Genomic DNA, 16,472 nt, shown 5'->3' on the forward strand with positions numbered 1-16,472 from the left:
CGGCGGGGGTGGAAACAAGGGACGGGGCGGGGGAGGAAACAGCGGAAGACGACGAACGCACATGCCGGAGCATGGACACCTCCTGTGGTCATGATGGGCGAGCCGGGCCTACGCCCCCTGACGCACCGGCCACCGCAGTCTGCCAAGCGCAGGCAGGCAGGTCTGCGACCCGCTCCGCACTCCCGGGCGGCGCGCGGCGGCGCCAGCCTGCGTGCTAACGTGGTCGACCCACCGGTGGGCGTCCAGGACGGTTGCAGCAGCAACGATCCGATCGCGCCACCATCGCCAGCCTCCCCGCCCGCTCGTTCGCTGCTCCCATGCCCGACTATCGCTCCAAGACCTCGACCCACGGCCGCAACATGGCCGGTGCCCGCGCGCTGTGGCGCGCCACCGGCATGCAGGACGCCGACTTCCACAAGCCGATCATCGCCATCGCCAATTCCTTCACCCAGTTCGTGCCCGGCCACGTGCACCTGAAGGATCTCGGGCAACTGGTCGCGCGCGAGATCGAGCGCGTCGGCGGCGTGGCCAAGGAGTTCGACACCATCGCCGTGGACGACGGCATCGCCATGGGCCACGACGGCATGCTGTACTCGCTGCCCAGCCGCGAGATCATCGCCGACTCGGTCGAGTACATGGTCAACGCGCACTGCGCCGACGCGCTGGTGTGCATCTCCAACTGCGACAAGATCACCCCCGGCATGCTGATGGCCGCGCTGCGCCTCAACATCCCCACCGTGTTCGTCTCCGGCGGGCCGATGGAAGCCGGCAAGACCAAGCTCGCCGACCACAATCTGGACCTGATCGACGCGATGGTGATCGCCGCCGATCCCACCGCCTCCGACGAGAAGGTCGCCGCGTTCGAGCGCAGCGCCTGCCCCACCTGTGGCTCCTGCTCGGGCATGTTCACCGCCAACTCGATGAACTGCCTGACCGAAGCGCTGGGCCTGGCCCTGCCCGGCAACGGCACCGTGGTCGCCACCCACGCCGACCGCGAGCAACTGTTCCTCAAGGCCGGCCGCACCGCGGTGGAACTGTGCCACCGCTGGTACGGCGCCGAAGACCCGCGCGCGCTGCCGCGCGGCATCGCCACCTTCGAAGCGTTCGAGAACGCGATGACCCTGGACATCGCGATGGGCGGCTCCACCAACACCATCCTGCACCTGCTCGCCGCCGCGCAGGAGGCCGAGGTGCCGTTCACCCTGCGCGACATCGACCGCCTGTCCAAGCGCGTGCCGCAGCTGTGCAAGGTGGCGCCGAACACGCAGAAGTACCACATCGAGGACGTGCACCGCGCCGGCGGCATCGTCGCGATCCTCGGCGAACTGGCGCGTGGCGGCCTGCTGCACACCGACCAGGCCACCGTGCACAGCCGCACCCTGGCCGACGCCATCGCGCAGTGGGACATCACCCAGAGCGACGACCCCGCGGTGCAGACCTTCTACCAGGCCGGGCCGGCCGGCATCCCCACCCAGGTCGCCTTCAGCCAGGCCACGCGCTGGCCGAGCCTGGACGCCGACCGCGCCAGCGGCTGTATCCGCGACGTCGCCCACGCCTACTCGCATGAAGGCGGCCTGGCAGTGCTGTACGGCAACATCGCCGAGGACGGCTGCGTGGTGAAGACCGCCGGCGTGGACGAATCCATCCACGTGTTCGAGGGCAACGCCAAGGTGTTCGAAAGCCAGGACGCCGCAGTCAAGGGCATCCTCGCCGACGACGTGAAGGCCGGCGACGTGGTGGTGATCCGCTACGAAGGCCCCAAGGGCGGCCCCGGCATGCAGGAAATGCTGTACCCGACCTCGTATCTGAAGTCCAAGGGCCTGGGCAAGCAATGCGCCCTGCTCACCGACGGCCGCTTCTCCGGCGGCACCTCCGGCCTGTCGATCGGCCACGCCTCGCCGGAAGCGGCGGCGGGCGGCGCCATCGGCCTGGTCCGCGACGGCGACCGCATCCGCATCGACATCCCCCAGCGCCGCATCGACCTGCTGGTCTCCGACGCGGAACTGGCCACGCGCCGCGCCGACCAGGACGCCCGTGGCTGGAAGCCGGCTGAGTCGCGCCCGCGCAAGGTCAGTACGGCGCTGAAGGCGTACGCGCTGCTGGCGACCAGTGCGGACAAGGGGGCGGTGCGGAACAAGGCGCTGCTGGAAGGGTGAGGTGTTGTCATGGAGGCCGTGGAGTTCCACGGTCTTCATTGCTTCCTGGCGCTGCACTGTGGGAGGGACTTCAGTCCCGACGCGTGTTGCGCACCGCAGACGCCCCGCGCCCAGCACCATACGTGTAGTCTTCGCGGCAAGGTCTCACTCAGATTCAGTCTATATGCCTCTCATTGCATGTGAATTTTATGGATGCGTGTCGGCTTCTGATCTTGTTTCATGGGATGAGTCGGATATCTGCATCTCAAATACCGCCTTACGTCTTGCATTAGATGCAATCGGCGTGACCTGTGAACCATATCGGCTTTATAACCGCTTTTTCGAAGAAACTCAGGTTGGATCCGGCGATGTCCTACTGTTCAAATCAAACACTGATTCGAACGGAGTTTTTGTTATAGATCTTTATCGTGAAGTTACTGATCAGCTCGACTTACTGGCGTTCGGAATGCGATGCAGCGAACAGAATGCAAATGCACTCAAGATGCACCTAAGGAGATTTTTCGACAGCGCCGAGTGTCAGATTCTATTCGAGGAGGCGATCATCAATCGCAGATTCAGAGAAATGATAAATCACGATGTGTATCCTCGAATAATAAATGATTCCGGTTATAATCAGCAACTAATCGAAGGCTAAAATTTCGTCGAAGCGGACGTACCATGGCGATTCCGTCAATCTTACGATAGGGGCTGGTGCCTAGCGCTTGGGGAGGATGGCCGTGAAATTGATAGCAGCTCCATCACCAGTAGATGGGCTTCACATCGCCGGAGGAGCCGGTCGTAGACCCAAAGACAACGTTTCATACTAATATCAAACGACCGTTCACGTTCGCGGGCGAAACCTAACAACTCTTGCAAATCGATGGCGCTTTGCGGCTCGACTTAATTCAGGCGTTAGACTTCTTAATAGCCACCAAGGCTACTCAATGACAGAAAGAACTTCGCGCGACACTTGGGTCGTTCTGCTACTGCTCCAACGTTTTTTCTCGCTCGTGTTTATGATTGGAACAATCGTATTTCCTGGCTATATTTTCTATCGCCATGGCCTTAGCGTGCTCCCAGTCTATGATCGCGGCGGCAATGTCATTGGCCATGCCAATTATTTCGTCTTGTCGCTGGTCATGTCAGCATTTGCGCTACTTATTTGCTTGCTTTGCTACAAGGCTGCACAGAAACGGCTGCAGCAGGTCAGGAGTGGCAAGTGAGCTGTCCGGGCACGCAGCCTAACAATTCATTCAAGCCGAACCCGCTTCGCGGGTCGGCTTAGCTCAGGTGTTAGGCGGTAGTGCTGCAAGTGCGGCGCGGATTCCGTCTTCGGCAACAGCGCTGGCGCTTCAGAGGTCGGCTCCGGCACGCAGTCCTTACGTTTCCCGCCATCGGATGGCTCGCCGCTTCGTCGTCCGTCTTCATTGCTCCGCTGCGCTCACTGCCTTCGGGCTCGGTCACATCCAGCGGTCATCGCCTCAGGCAAGCCCCAAGCCCGCAATCTGTGGCATGCTCGGCGCTCGGCGGCATTGCTGGGGAGCACGGTCCATGCTTCACCATCTCCTGGCACCACCGTCTAACTCTTCATCCAAGCCGACGCCGCTTCGCGGCGCGGCTTAATTCAAGGTGTTAGCCGGTACCACAATTTCAAGGGGGATCGAATGGGTTCACAACTCGATGCGGAGAAGCTGACCTTTACTTCGGCGTGGAAGTGGTTCTTTTCCCTTTATCCACGAGACCATATCTTGACGTCTGAAGGGGAAAAGTTCCTTCTGAGTATGAAGGCAACTTGCAAGACTCGCTACAACGCCTCAATCCGCTTGAAGTACCTCGGGAAATTCACATTTCTCACAACGACCCTACTCTCGCTGGGTCTTATTTTTATCCCGCTACTTCAAAATTCCGGCGTGAGCCTCGCTTTGAGTTCTGGTGTCATAAACTCAATGCAGCTATTTCTGGCTGTCGCGGTCCTTGTCTATTCCGTTATCCATGGAACGGCGCGCCACGACCTTCGCTCGGAACAATTCAATGAGTGTGGAGACAAGCTAAAGGAACTCATTCGGGAATTTGGAAGGGAGCGAGAACAGAATGGAGGCAAGCTTAATGACGATCGCCTCACCTACTTCCAGCAGCGTTACTCTGATATCACTACTGATGTAGAGAATCACACCAGAGGCGACTATCGCTTAGTTACTCTGGACATGAAGAGGTACTACCGTATTAGCGGCATTGTACGCCTTCTCGAATGGCTAAAAGCTCGTGGTGAGCAAACTGTTCCTTATGTCTTCCCTCTTGCACTGCTTGGGGCAGAGCTCTTGTTTATCACCGAAATTGTCGGAGTTACGGATATCTTTACAAGCGCCTTCAAGCATGGGGCATCATCAGGTGTCGGCTAACAATTCATTCAAGCCGATGCCGCTTCGCGGCGCGGCTTAGATCAAGCGTTAGGCCGCCAGGAGACATCATGGAAGACCCACTAAATTCCGTATTCATGCTGCTTCTAGGCTGGTTGCTCGGCACCCTCAGCCCAGCGATTGTGGACGCCATAAAGTCCAAGCGAGAAGCTGCACTGGGTCGCGAGGCTATAGAAAACGAGCTGAGGGAGTTCTCATCCATAGTTCTTGCCGCTTGCTTTCGCACAAGTAGCTCGGCTGGTCAAATCGACAGGGCGTTTCTCAACTGGCAGAAGAGCAAGCTAGAGGCGGACCCTGAAAACGAGAGATCCGCAAAGCTTCTCGCCATGACAAATCAGCTTCTGGAATTTCCTGACGATCAGATTGCAGGCGCATCGCAAGCACTAGTGACTACCGAATCAAAAGCAACCCTCTTGCAAAAGTACGCGGTCCCGCTGCTGGACTATCGAGTCTCCGCACTTCAGACATTTGATACGCGCTTTCAAACACGCCTTCTTGAGATTCGGCGCAACATATCGCTACTTGACTCAATCGTGGATCAATCACGAGAGTTTTACCGCATGACCTTTGTGCAGCTCCCAGACGGGAACCATGACATCATTCGAGCCAATTTAAGGCATACATACAGCGAGTATGCTCAGCGGGCAAAGGTCATAGTGGATCAAATCCATGCACTCCGCGCGGCGGCCTAACAACTCATTCAAGCCGAAGTTTCTTCGCAACTCGGCTTAAGCTCCAGGGAAGACAGACCACGATGAAGCTCACCGCGATTATGCTGTTGACGGCGTTCCTCACTGTGGGAATGGCATATGCAGGGCCGCCCGCCGCAACGCCAATACGCTTTTCAGTGCTAAAGGAAGACACCAATTCGGTGTCGCAGATCATCGGGCTCTGCGATGGCACACGCGAGGACGACGAGTTCGGTTGCCGGCTCGCGAGGATCAATTTGGTCAAGGGAGACGAGCTCCAGCGCAAGGTGCTTGGTGGCGGCCCAGAGCAATGTGTACTTGGCGTCTCATCAGACGGCCAGGAGGTCAAGTTTCGTAAGACCGCTGACAACACTTGGATTGCAGTATCGCCCCCGTCCGTGCTATGCGGGATCGTCAGCAGCTACACGCTGGCAAGTGCTGGTGCCCACGCAGCATTGAAACTAACGATCACAAGCAAGAAGACCGATTCATCCATGCCGATGTGCAAGTCGTTAGGTGAAACCAGCGAAGAATTCTATATCGGCCTCCCATCGCTCGCGTGCCAGAACGTCAAATTCGGCCCCAATCCCGGCTTCTGATCCTATGTCCCTAGGGATAGTCTGATCCGAAGGGCAATGGATGAAGAGCAATGGATCTAGGTTCCGACGTCCCCCCGGTTTCATACGATGGCTACACGTCGACCGTCCTGCGGTTTTGCACTTGGTGCGGCAAGGACCCTCCGTCTTCGCTACAGTCCGAGTGGTACAAAGAACTCGCTGAGCGTGGCTACTCAGACCCAGGAGGCGATGACCTCATTCCCGAACAGTTCAACTCAGATAGGTGGTGGCGTGGCCGCGCCCTAACAATTCATCCAAGCCGACCGTCCACTGGCTACGCCAGCGGCGGGCGGCTTAATTCAAGCGTTAGGCGGCTGGCATTGGCTTGGTGTTGGTGCCGCGCTTGCATCCGCCACATCGCCGGCTGACACTTGGCTGTGTCACCTCATCGAATGGTCAACGTGGCAGGCCCTGTATCGGACGCAGCACCAGACAACACGGTCGTCGGCGTATTAGTTCGGCGCGCCATCTTCGTTGGGCCATCCCGGCCTAACCAGTCAATTAAGCCGACGTACCTACGGCACGCGGCTTATTTCCAGTGTTAGGCCGTTGGCATGAACTCAGTGCAGACCAAAAGATCGATCCTGCTAGGCGCACTTATCGCTCCTCTCGGGGCGCGAGTGGCATTCTTGCTGTACTCGCTGGCGTCCGCTCTAGTGCGGGAGGGGCTGCCAGGGCTCAACGATTGGCCCATTGCCGTTGTAATCTATTTTTCTTTCGGTCTACCCATCGCATATGGAACGATGGTCGCTATCGGCTTACCCTACGTCACGTGGCTTCGGTGCGCTGGCTATTTGAGCTGGCTCAGTGTATGCGCTGGTGCTGTCATAGCCGGAACATTTTCGCTGCCGGGCAGTCTCATGCTTCTAGGCGTTGGCTCACAGCCCTATCTTGCCAATTTCGCAGCTGGCGGCTTTATCGGTCTCGTTTGTGGCGTATTGTTTTGCGTTGTTACGGGGCCTAAAAATTTATTCAAGCCGGCACCGCTTCGCGAAGCCGCCAACTCAGGTGTTAGGCGGTAGTGTTGTGCGTGCGGCGCGACTTACGCCATCGGTGACAGCGATAGCGCTTCAGCGGTCGGCCTCGGTTCGCAATCCTCACGTCTACCGCCATCGGATCGCCCGCTACTTGGTCATCCAGCTTCGTTGCTCTGCTGCGCTCATTGCCTATGGTTTCGGTCACATCCAGCGGCCAGCATCTCGGGCGAGCCCCAATACCGCTATTTGTGGCATGCTCGGCTATTGGCGCAAGTGCTGGGGAGCACGCTTCTTGCTCACCACCTCCTGGCACGACCGTCTAACTATTCATTCAAGCCGACCCCGCTCCGCGGTGCTTCTTAACTTAGGCGTAAGGTTGCACCCCCAATGTCCAGCATTGTGAACGGCTACATCCACTGCTTCCGCTCGGAGACTGACGTCGAGGCCCATAACAGAAGGGTGCTTGAAGGTCTTGGCGATACAGGATCTTTGCTAGTCAGGCCCATGTTCTCGTTGTTACCAAACCATCGCGGACATAGTTACTACGGCCATCTCATCCACTTCGCCGCCTACTACAAAGAATTTTGGGATCTAGAGGAGGAATGGATAGTGGCCTACGAGAGCCTTTTGGAGTCACTAGTATGGGATTCATCGGAAGTAATGCATCAATGGACTGGCGCGCGCACTGTGTGGCGATCCCAGGGCAGCCGGCAGATTGAGAGTATCAGCGGCATGAAAGCGGTCACCAGAAAGACATTTCCGTACGATCTTGCCGCGGGCGCAACCTAACCAATCATTCAAGCCGACGCCTTCGGCGCGAATTAACTCAGGCGCCAAGGCCCAAACAGCGTTTCTTTGAAAATGTGATGATCAATGCCCGACCTAAACGCTATTCTTTCAATTTCCATCTCGCTCACTGAAGATGCCGCTTGGTGCCGAGTTTGCCGCGATCGGTCGGGTTCGGCCCGGTGTTCGCCCCCCCCCGGGGCGGGGGGGGGAGGCCACACTGGCCGCGTCCAGGCTGGCTCGGCTCAGGTCCAGCTTGTCGGCTCGCCGCAATTCGGACAGCAGGACCTGATGCAGGCGATGCCAGACGCCGGCGGCCTGCCAGTCGCGCAACCGGCGCCAACAGGCCATGCCGCTGCCGTAGCCCAAATCCAGGGGAAGTTCTTCCCATGGGATGCCGGTACGCAGGACATAGACGATGCCGTTGAGGGCCTGCTGATCGCTGACGCGAGGCCGCCTTCCTTTGGGCGAAGGCGTTACTGATGGGATCAGCGGTTCGATGCGCTTCCACAGCGCGGCGGGTCTCTTTGCGGCGGGCCATGCGGCCAATGTTGCCACATGCGAATCTGTGCTCAACTAGGCTCTGTTAGTGACTTCAGTCGTTAGGACCAATATGAGCTACTTCGCTTACGACAGAATGGGAAGGACATTCGCCTCGCCAAATGCGGCGGCAATGTCATTGCTTCTAAGCTCCTTGGTCATGCCGGATCCCGAACACCCGGACGTTTCGCTTAGTCACGAGTCGGGATGGTGCGCGAGCGTATTCAGTAGCGGCCTCGTGGTTCTTGAGAACGTTGAGACCGGTGAAGGGCCTTGGCACATGCAGCTTCCCTCGCCGCAACATGCACTCGATCTTTGGCTGCTTCTGTCAGACGGGCAAATCGCGGCTATCCAGTCGCATCCTTGGGTTCCAGGGTATGATGCCTAACAATTCATTCAAGCCGACGCCGCCTCGCGATCCCGGCTTAGTTCAGGCGTAAGGCCAACATGAAGACGTTCCTTTCACGTTTACTCAGAAGTATCTTGCACCTTTGGGTTCGGCCTCACCAAGCCGTGCAGCTTGTGGATCCATTGGACTACGACAAAATGGTTCACCTCGACGCCGAGGAGCTTGCAGAGGGTGGTCTCGCTGCCGCCTACGAGAAGCTGTTGCCAGAGATTCTTCAGTTCGCCGCAGATCCTATTGCCGCGATAGAGGAGTTTGAGGAATCAGATGGAAGCTTCAGGGCAAGAGCCGGGGAACAGGTCTACACAATTTGGTCCGAAAACGGCGAGAGAGGCGAGGGCTGGACGAGGGCATCGATTGCGCTGTTCGACGTTGTCAATCGAAGCCTCGAAAATTCGAACGTCCGTTTCTATGCCTTCTATGGTGGCAACGATCTGAGCGGAATGTTTCTCACTGAGGATCAGGTCGCAAAGGCGCGGGCCGCATTGCCAAAACGATCGGACTGGCCTTACCTCATGGTTGACGAGCCACCAAACTGTGGGTTCCCTGTTGAAGCCTAAACCTACAGTCGGGCCGGACGGCCACAAGCTGCGCTTGTGGTTCTCTCCGCATTGCTCCGGCTGCGCTTTACTTCCACGTTAGCGCCCATACCACGTACCGTCGGCAAAGTTGAAGCAGCATCTCATCAGCTAGTGAAGCTCTGAACAATTCTCCCCACATCGACGGAGGATGCGCTGCATGAGGTCGCCTCGATGCGGCAATTCGCGCGGTTGTCGTTGCTTGCGACGTTGGTTTTTTAGCGGCATCTTCGACCTCGGAGGATTGGTCAATGCCGGAACCATCCTCTCCCTCCTGCTATGCGCCGCGCTGTTCGGGCACCTGGCGCGGCGCGCGGCACAGCACCGCCTCGCGCATGCCCACCTCTACCGTGTCGCTTGCGCCGCCCAAGCAGCTGTGGTCGCGGCGCTTTCGCCACCCGAACCGACCGTACTTTTCAGACTGGAATGACTACAACTGCTCACCTCCACAGGTTTCGGCTTGCTCGTTGGCCGGTTGTTCCAGCCCGTCGCCGATCAACGCCGAATGCAATATCTGCGCGCCCACCAAGCATCCATCCGCCTATGCCCACCGATACCTGATTGACGCCCATGCTGAAGTCATCAATTACCTAGGAACAGGAACGGCGCTACTCATTCTGGCAACGCGTATGGTATTCGCTGCCTACGATGCGCTAGCGATCCGACCGCATTTGGCTCTGATCCGCGATGCACTCGCCCACGCCACCCCCGAGGATTCCTCTTCTCCCCAGACGATCCGTTAACTAATCGACGCCAATACGCCCCCCCTTCTCGCATGCAGCGCGCGCGGTCGTTTCACGTGTCCACCCGGACCTGACACAAGGTAAGGGGCAGGTGCGCAACGCACTTTGGAGCATCCTCCTACCGATGCACTTCGACAGTTCGCAATGTACGGGCTTTACTGCATCCTTTCCCACAACGGCATCGACAATGGGCTGCGCAGCTTTGCATACCGCTAATTCGGCAAGCCGCTTAGCCAGCTCTCACCAATGCAGGCGGCGACTACCATTGCGATCACCCATGCCCCTACGATTTACTTGAGAGATCCCGGCAGGCTGGCTGATCGGGCTCTGATCCTACTCGCGAGGACCCCGCATCCACGCTAACCCTCCTGCGCACCACAGTAGGACAACGCCGTCGTTCACACACCCACCCTCCCTTGACATGGTCTGCCGCAGGAGGAAAAAAATGAAGAAGGCAATGGCAAGCATCGCAATGACAGCGACCTTGACGAGCCTGCCGCTCGCAGCACCAGCGTCTGAGCCAATGCCATCCATCAGCCAAGCGACACTGCAGGAGTCCGAGAGCGAATACCAGCACAGCCCGCTGTGCGGCAAGGACGAACTCACCCTGTGGACGTGCCAGACACGCAAGCGAGAGTTTTCACTATGCTCGTCGAAGGCGCTCAACCGGACCTCGGGCTACCTGCAGTACCGAGCGTCGGATGGCGGCAAGCTGGTGCTGCAGTACCCTGCGGAGAAAAAGCCGCCGACGGGGCTTTTCACTTACAACACGTTTCCCAACGGAAACGCATCGATCGAGTTCAGCAACAGCGGCTACCGGTACAGCCTGTTCGACCCGCTCAGATCCGCTTCGTCCATCTCCGTCTCCGGACCTGGAGCGGCGGACAAGACCACGCAGATCGCCTGCGGCCCGAACCAGACGCTGCAGCTCAACTACACGATGCGGCTGATGTACGACGCAGGCGTCTGGGTCGATCCCTGAATGCGATGATCCATGTCGCAGTGTCGGTGTCCCGCTCGTCCGGACCGGCCGCCCGCCGACTGCGGTGGCGGTAGCGGTCGACGCAATCTGCGCTTGCTACACTCGGCGCGACGGCCCGGCTCCCGCGAGCGACCAGGTCGACCGCCATGCCAAAGCCGCCACACCTTACGTTTTTTTCCGCAACCTCTTTCTCCCTCATCGACTATCGGTGCCATCATGAAACAAGCCATCGCGCTTCTGCTGCTTGCCTTCGCCTCCTCGTCCGCTTTCGCGGCGGGCAGATCCTGCGAGGAGTTGAAGGCCGAGCTCACCGCGAAACTCGATGCCCACGGCGTCAAGGACTACACGCTGAACATCGTCGACAACGCCGACGTCAAGGATCGGAAGGTCATCGGCAGTTGTGCGGCGGGAAGCAAGAAGATCGTGTACAGCAAGAACAAGCCGTCGACCTGATCGACAGGAGCGGTCACCTCATGCGAGTAGCTTGGAGCGACGGGACGCGGCGTATCGTCCTTGCGCAACGGATGGGCACGTCATGCAGGTAGTGGATCATTCGCCGCAGGCCTGGTTTCTACTGCGCGACGACGACACGCTCCTGCTCGACGTCAACTGCAGCCATGGGCCGGTCGGCTACGCATGGACCATGGCGTTGAACGAGGAAGAAGCGGCGCAGTACCACGCGCTCGGGCGCGATGTCATCGTGCAGCTCGCCGAACAGGTGCAATGGACCGCGCCAGGGGTACTGGGCAGCCGGTCGCCGTATCTCGCCCGCAAAGTGGATGCCGAGACTCGCCAGCGCGTCACCCTGGCCATCAAGGCCTGGAATCAGAGCGACTGACGGTCCTGGGTGTTCTACCTGGAAATCAACGCAACTCTTCTGATCGTGCCAACTGCATTGCGCAAGCCACATCCGGCAATCGGCGGATGCACCCCGACCGGCATCGCCAGCGCAAGCCACCCCTTATCACATCCAGCCCCGCTCTGGCAGGATCCATGACAAGCTGGGTACCCGGAAAGAGAAAGCCGCCATGCATGACATGACCTGGAGCGCTTCCGAGAAAAAGGCAGCCAGGGCACTGTTCGACACCGCGCTTCAACGCGAACTCCAAGCCTATCTCCAAGAGTTCAAACGCAGTGCCGCAAGCATCGACACGCCGGACGCTCTATGGCCCCTGGTCAACCAAACCGTCAAAAAGCAGCGCGAAATCGCTCAGACATACGACTACCGCCCTTTTGCGTCGCGGCATCATTCAGGAAGCGGAAGTAGGCGCGCTTGGTGACGAGAAGGCCAGACACATCATCGCCCTTGCAAGCCTGAAGGTGTGATGTATCCGATCGCGTATCGAACTGCCGCCGTCTACGGAACACGATGCAGTACGCCGGCACCAATCCCCGCCGGAAGGCCTCACGTTCCGACATACGCTGCTACGGATGTGCTGAGTTTACGGCGATTCGCCGGCTGATGCAGCGCGCCGCGTCGCCCTTTTCTCGCGGCATTGCGAGATCGCGCCGACGCTCGGACTGTAGTAGGTTCAGCGCGTACGGGTCGATGGTCAGACCCGCCGACCCGAAGACAGGTGCCGATTGCCATGCGTGTATTTCTGGACGATGAGCGCGAGACACCCGCAGGATGGACAAGGGCCTATTGGCCGGATGACGTCATCGCGCTGCTCCAAACCGGGAAGGTGGAGGAACTCAGCCTGGACCATGATCTCGGCGACGATGCACGCGGAACCGGTTACGACGTGGTGCTCTGGATCGAGGAAGCAGTGGCACTTCGGTCCTTCGTTCCGCCGAGGATGCACGTCCATTCTGCAAACACCTCGGCGAGAGATAAGATGCGTCTTGGCATCGAGGCGATCGAGCGGCTAGCGGCAAAGAACAGACCCGTTGCATGATCCCATTGCGATGCGGCTGAGATGATGGAGAAGCCGACTACTTGTCAGTCACGTGCTTACTGCTCCAATACCTGAAACTCGCAGATGATCAATCCAGATTGGACAACCAGAGGCAAATCGGTCGCGCAGTTGATCGTAGAGCTCAAGACATTCGAGAACCAGAACATGGAGGTCAGAATCTCCGTCGATGGCGGCAACACGTCCTTCCCGATTTCGCTGATTGGCAAGACGGATGGCAAGTATGTCGTCTTGAGGAATTGCGAAGACAATCCTTCCATCGCTCATCACATGTCTGAGGATGGTTAGCGGTTCATTGGCGCGGTATTTCAATCTCAGCTTTCACACTGATGGCAGGCCTCGCCGCAGCGTCCTCCCTGTGACAGTCGACAATGACAGAGAATCCGGAAGCCCAACGTCGCAACGCGCCCCGCACAACGGTGCAGTCCGAGCCGCGCGCATCTGAAGAGGCCGCGCTTCCCCTTCCGAAGGAAACGCTCTGGGCCTTGTTCGATTACTTGAACGACGCGCTCGCCGATGGCTGCGATCACTCCTTGCGACTCACCACACAGTTCCTCGCGTCCCAGGATGTCGCTCCGGAGTCGGTCATCCCCTGGCTCGGTGCGCACGGAGGCTTCTGCGATTGCGAGGTGCTGTTCAATGTCGAGGAGCGCTGGGGCAAGCCGTGACCGGACATCGACCTGATGCATGGCCTTCCGTATCACCTCCTGGCCGATCTGCTGCTGCATCCTGCGCAACCAGGAAGCAAGGCGACTGCGCTCGTCTCCGGCCAGTGGTGCGCCATTCTCTGCATCGACCAGCAGCAGTGGTCGGCCCGCCTCACCTTCACCGGCAACCCGGCGCCCGGGGTCACGTTCCGCGCAGGGGTACAGTTGCTGATGCCTGACGCACTTGCCCACTTCCCGGCGGGCGCCGATTTCACGCTCTGGGCGAACGGCAGCGAAGGGACAGGCCACGTGGTCTCGAGGGCGGCCTGACAGGCACATGGAACCCACATGCACGTCGACATCACCCAGCACGTGGACGCCAGCGAGCCCGACGACGGGTACGGCTACTACTACGCCTACACCCTCTATCGCTTCAGCGACGGCCGCGATCGGTTGCTGGCGCGCAGCTACGACGACGATGCGGATCAGGCGCATTTCCTGAACATCGAAGTGGACGGGCACGTGCGCTTGATGATCGACGCGGACCTGCGGCATCCGCTGCTGCTGGCCGCCGCGGCGTACCTGGGCGAGACCGGCAAGCGTAGACTGCGCTGGCTGAGCGGCCGCGGCGACGGTTACGAGCCCCTGCCCGCCCAGCCCACCATCGGACCAGCGGAGGCTCCATGAAGCGCGTCACCGGGATTGGCGGCATCTTCTTCAAGGCACAGGACCCGGCCGCGCTGCAGGCCTGGTACCAGCGGCATCTCGGCATCGACGTGCAGGCTTGGGGCGGCACCGCCTTCGCCTGGAACGACGCCAGCGGCGCGCCGGTCACCGGCTCCACCGTCTGGTCGATCGGCGCGGCGGCGCAGGAGCCGCACTTCTCGCCCGGCACGGCACCCTTCATGATCAATTACCGGGTGCACGATCTGCACGCGCTGGTCGCGGCGCTGCGCGAGGAAGGCTGCCACGTGCTGGACCGCATCGACGAGTCCGAATACGGCGCCTTCGCCTGGGTCATCGACCCGGAAGGCAACAAGGTGGAGCTCTGGCAGCCGCCAGCCGGGCAGTAGTGCCCGCTCCGGCCGGTCGACTGGCCGGCCGGTAGCTCGGGACGCCCGACCGGTCAGCGTCGAACCAGCCCCGCCGACATCGCCCGTGCACGCCGACCGGTGGATTGGCACCGCCGACCGGCGGCACACGATCTTCGCTCGCCCTGCACTGCGCTATCACTACTGTCCGCGCTCATTGTCCTGATCGGGATCCGCGCCACCGATGAATGCCTCCCTCCCGAGTTCCCCCTCGCCCCTGCGTCCCTTCGCGGCGCGGGTCCTGGTCGTCATGGCGCTGGGCGCGCTGGCGCTGCTGGCCTGGCAGTTGTCGGAGCTGCTGCTGATCGTGTTCGGCGCGGTGGTGGTGGGCGTGCTGCTGCACGGGCTGGCCACGCTGTTGCGCAAGTGGTTGCCGCTGCCGGAGTGGGCGGCGCTGGCGCTGGTGATCCTGGTGCTGGTCCTGGCGCTGTCGGCGATCGTGCTGCTGTTCGGCGCCGAGGTCGCCGCGCAGATCGACACCTTCCGCGCCACCCTGCCGGCGGCCTGGAACAAGTTCCATGCCTGGCTGCAGTCCGGCCCGCTGGGGCCGCAGATCGAGCGCATCCCCGACCAGTTGCGCGACGGCGCCTCGACCCTGGCCACGCATGCCGGCGCCATCGTGCTGTCGGCCGGCGGCGGCGTCACCGACGCGGTGCTGATGATGGTCGGCGGGCTGTACCTGGCCGCGCAGCCGCGGCTGTATCGGCAGGGCCTGCTGCACCTGCTGCCGCGCGACCGCCGCGGCGTCGCCGACGAAGCGCTGACCGCCAGCGGCCAGGCGCTGCGCGCGTGGCTGACCGGCCAGTTGCTGGCGATGGCGGTGATCGGCACCCTGACCGGCATCGGCCTGTGGCTGCTGGGTGTGCCGGTGGCGCTGGGCATCGGCCTGTTGACCGCGCTGCTGGACTTCATCCCCATCGTCGGCCCGATCGTGGCCGCGGTCCCGGCGATCCTGCTCGGCTTCACCGTCAGCCCGCAGGTGGCGCTGGGCGCGCTGCTGCTGTTCGTGGTGCTGCAGCAACTCGAAGGCCACGTGCTGCAGCCGCTGATCCAGGCGCGCGCGGTGGACCTGCCGCCAGCGCTGCTGCTGTTCTCGCTGTTCGGTATCGGCGTGCTGTTCGGACCGATGGGCGTGGTGCTGGCGGCGCCGCTCACCGTGGTGCTCTACGTGCTGGTCAAGCGGCTGTACGTGCAGCATGCACTGGGCGATGCCGAGGGCGCGGATGGCGCCGGAAAGCCCGCCGCCTGATCTGCGGTGCGTGCTCCCACCCCGCCCCGCACGCGACGATGCCCACCGATCCGCAGGACCTGCAACGCGATCTGGCCGAGACCTTGCATAGTGCCGCCGCGTACAACGACAAGGGCTATGCCTGGCTCGGACACGATGCCCAGCAGATCGCCGACATGCAGCACCGGTTCCAGGCCCAGCTGACGGAACTGGCCGCGCGCCTTGGCGCGGCGCGACTCGGCCCGGCGCTGAGCGCGGCCATCGCCAGCGGCGCGGCCGCGCGCGACGGCTCGGGCGACTATGTGGTGCTGTGCGAGCAGGTATTCGGCCGCGCGCGGGTGCGCCGCTGACGGCCTCGGGCACCGCCCGGCGCAGCGTCATCCAGCGTCACGGGAGCGCGGCCTGCGATACGGCCGCTGAACGCCGGTCCCGCGCTGGGACCGGCTGGCTTTGACTTGTCATTCACGCGGCCCACACTGGCGGGTGCCTTCCCCTCGCCCGATGACCCCGTGAAGAAGCCGCCCCAGGATCCCGCGTCCACCCCGCCCGCCGACACCGACACCACCCCCGAAAACCCGCAACGCCGGCGCCTGCTCGGCGGCCTGGCGCTGGCCGGCAGCGCCCTGGCGCTCGGCGGCCCCGCCGAGGCCCACGCCGAGACCGCCAAGCGCGCGCCAGCGCGTGCGCTGTCGCCGACGGAACTGGATCGGCAGGTGCGGC

The 16,472-nt window shown here is 61.1% G+C and carries 20 protein-coding genes and 2 pseudogenes; 20 read left to right on the forward strand and 2 right to left on the reverse strand.

Going from position 1 to position 16,472, the window contains the following annotated elements:
- Positions 1 to 317: 317 nt before the first annotated feature.
- The 6 genes from ilvD to D588_RS28380 all read left to right on the forward strand — a co-directional run bounded on the left by ilvD (position 318) and on the right by D588_RS28380 (position 7,624).
- On the forward strand, positions 318 to 2,156 hold the full coding sequence (gene ilvD, locus D588_RS0104640; RefSeq protein ID WP_017915147.1) for a dihydroxy-acid dehydratase: 1,839 nt from the start codon (positions 318 to 320) through the stop codon (positions 2,154 to 2,156).
- Between the two features lie 923 nt (positions 2,157 to 3,079).
- Positions 3,080 to 3,358 (forward strand): hypothetical protein, encoded by a 279-nt coding sequence (locus tag D588_RS27605; RefSeq protein WP_157836416.1) that lies wholly within the window; start codon positions 3,080 to 3,082, stop codon positions 3,356 to 3,358.
- Positions 3,359 to 3,799: 441 nt separating this feature from the next.
- Positions 3,800 to 4,534, forward strand: coding sequence for an SLATT domain-containing protein (locus D588_RS27610; RefSeq protein WP_157836417.1), 735 nt, complete (start codon positions 3,800 to 3,802; stop codon positions 4,532 to 4,534).
- 68 nt (positions 4,535 to 4,602) lie between these two features.
- Positions 4,603 to 5,244 carry a hypothetical protein gene (locus tag D588_RS27615; protein WP_157836418.1) on the forward strand — a complete coding sequence of 214 codons (642 nt, stop codon included), beginning with the start codon at positions 4,603 to 4,605 and terminating at the stop codon, positions 5,242 to 5,244.
- Positions 5,245 to 5,306: 62 nt separating this feature from the next.
- Complete coding sequence (locus D588_RS27620; RefSeq protein WP_157836419.1) at positions 5,307 to 5,840, forward strand: hypothetical protein; 534 nt, start codon at positions 5,307 to 5,309, stop codon at positions 5,838 to 5,840.
- Between the two features lie 1,382 nt (positions 5,841 to 7,222).
- The gene (locus D588_RS28380; RefSeq protein ID WP_232764223.1) at positions 7,223 to 7,624 is read left to right on the forward strand and encodes a hypothetical protein; all 402 of its coding nucleotides are present in this window, start codon (positions 7,223 to 7,225) and stop codon (positions 7,622 to 7,624) included.
- Positions 7,625 to 7,754: 130 nt separating this feature from the next.
- Here D588_RS28380 and D588_RS26080 read toward each other — a convergent pair.
- Positions 7,755 to 8,162: pseudogene (locus D588_RS26080) on the reverse strand (IS5 family transposase); the annotation flags it as partial.
- Positions 8,163 to 8,707: 545 nt separating this feature from the next.
- On the opposite strand from D588_RS26080, the gene D588_RS0104645 reads away from it, so the two are divergent.
- The 7 genes from D588_RS0104645 to D588_RS0104665 all read left to right on the forward strand — a co-directional run bounded on the left by D588_RS0104645 (position 8,708) and on the right by D588_RS0104665 (position 12,768).
- The gene (locus tag D588_RS0104645) at positions 8,708 to 9,127 is read left to right on the forward strand and encodes a hypothetical protein (protein WP_152237922.1); all 420 of its coding nucleotides are present in this window, start codon (positions 8,708 to 8,710) and stop codon (positions 9,125 to 9,127) included.
- A 353-nt stretch (positions 9,128 to 9,480) separates the two neighbouring features.
- Positions 9,481 to 9,888, forward strand: coding sequence for a hypothetical protein (locus tag D588_RS27625; protein ID WP_157836420.1), 408 nt, complete (start codon positions 9,481 to 9,483; stop codon positions 9,886 to 9,888).
- 445 nt (positions 9,889 to 10,333) lie between these two features.
- The gene (locus D588_RS0104650; protein ID WP_226978687.1) at positions 10,334 to 10,870 is read left to right on the forward strand and encodes a hypothetical protein; all 537 of its coding nucleotides are present in this window, start codon (positions 10,334 to 10,336) and stop codon (positions 10,868 to 10,870) included.
- A 216-nt stretch (positions 10,871 to 11,086) separates the two neighbouring features.
- Complete coding sequence (locus D588_RS0104655; protein ID WP_017915150.1) at positions 11,087 to 11,323, forward strand: DUF1161 domain-containing protein; 237 nt, start codon at positions 11,087 to 11,089, stop codon at positions 11,321 to 11,323.
- An 82-nt stretch (positions 11,324 to 11,405) separates the two neighbouring features.
- Complete coding sequence (locus D588_RS0104660) at positions 11,406 to 11,708, forward strand: hypothetical protein (RefSeq protein ID WP_017915151.1); 303 nt, start codon at positions 11,406 to 11,408, stop codon at positions 11,706 to 11,708.
- Positions 11,709 to 11,898: 190 nt separating this feature from the next.
- Complete coding sequence (locus D588_RS27630) at positions 11,899 to 12,150, forward strand: hypothetical protein (RefSeq protein ID WP_157836421.1); 252 nt, start codon at positions 11,899 to 11,901, stop codon at positions 12,148 to 12,150.
- 309 nt (positions 12,151 to 12,459) lie between these two features.
- On the forward strand, positions 12,460 to 12,768 hold the full coding sequence (locus D588_RS0104665) for a cyclic-phosphate processing receiver domain-containing protein (RefSeq protein ID WP_017915152.1): 309 nt from the start codon (positions 12,460 to 12,462) through the stop codon (positions 12,766 to 12,768).
- A gap of 48 nt (positions 12,769 to 12,816) precedes the next feature.
- On the opposite strand, the gene D588_RS0104670 is transcribed toward D588_RS0104665, so the two are convergent.
- Positions 12,817 to 13,098 (reverse strand): hypothetical protein, encoded by a 282-nt coding sequence (locus D588_RS0104670; RefSeq protein WP_173003396.1) that lies wholly within the window; start codon positions 13,096 to 13,098, stop codon positions 12,817 to 12,819.
- Positions 13,099 to 13,157: 59 nt separating this feature from the next.
- Here D588_RS0104670 and D588_RS28385 point away from each other — a divergent pair, with 59 nt between their 5' ends.
- From D588_RS28385 to D588_RS24015, 7 genes and pseudogenes are all read left to right on the forward strand, one after another.
- Entirely contained in the window at positions 13,158 to 13,454 is a 297-nt protein-coding gene (locus D588_RS28385) for a DUF2695 domain-containing protein (RefSeq protein WP_226978688.1), read from the forward strand.
- 15 nt (positions 13,455 to 13,469) lie between these two features.
- Complete coding sequence (locus D588_RS0104680) at positions 13,470 to 13,763, forward strand: hypothetical protein (protein ID WP_017915154.1); 294 nt, start codon at positions 13,470 to 13,472, stop codon at positions 13,761 to 13,763.
- Between the two features lie 18 nt (positions 13,764 to 13,781).
- The gene (locus D588_RS0104685; RefSeq protein ID WP_017915155.1) at positions 13,782 to 14,120 is read left to right on the forward strand and encodes a hypothetical protein; all 339 of its coding nucleotides are present in this window, start codon (positions 13,782 to 13,784) and stop codon (positions 14,118 to 14,120) included.
- The gene (locus D588_RS0104690) at positions 14,117 to 14,506 is read left to right on the forward strand and encodes a VOC family protein (RefSeq protein ID WP_017915156.1); all 390 of its coding nucleotides are present in this window, start codon (positions 14,117 to 14,119) and stop codon (positions 14,504 to 14,506) included. Before D588_RS0104685 ends, D588_RS0104690 begins: the two co-directional genes overlap by 4 nt.
- A 268-nt stretch (positions 14,507 to 14,774) precedes the next feature.
- Positions 14,775 to 15,773: an AI-2E family transporter gene (locus D588_RS0104695; RefSeq protein WP_017907681.1), complete on the forward strand. Its 999-nt coding sequence runs from the start codon at positions 14,775 to 14,777 to the stop codon at positions 15,771 to 15,773.
- 38 nt (positions 15,774 to 15,811) lie between these two features.
- Complete coding sequence (locus D588_RS0104700) at positions 15,812 to 16,102, forward strand: hypothetical protein (RefSeq protein ID WP_017915157.1); 291 nt, start codon at positions 15,812 to 15,814, stop codon at positions 16,100 to 16,102.
- Between the two features lie 159 nt (positions 16,103 to 16,261).
- Positions 16,262 to 16,472 (forward strand): annotated as a pseudogene (locus D588_RS24015) (acid phosphatase); the annotation flags it as partial.

This window comes from Xanthomonas sp. SHU 308, from assembly GCF_000364645.1.
Lineage (GTDB): Bacteria > Pseudomonadota > Gammaproteobacteria > Xanthomonadales > Xanthomonadaceae > Xanthomonas_A > Xanthomonas_A sontii.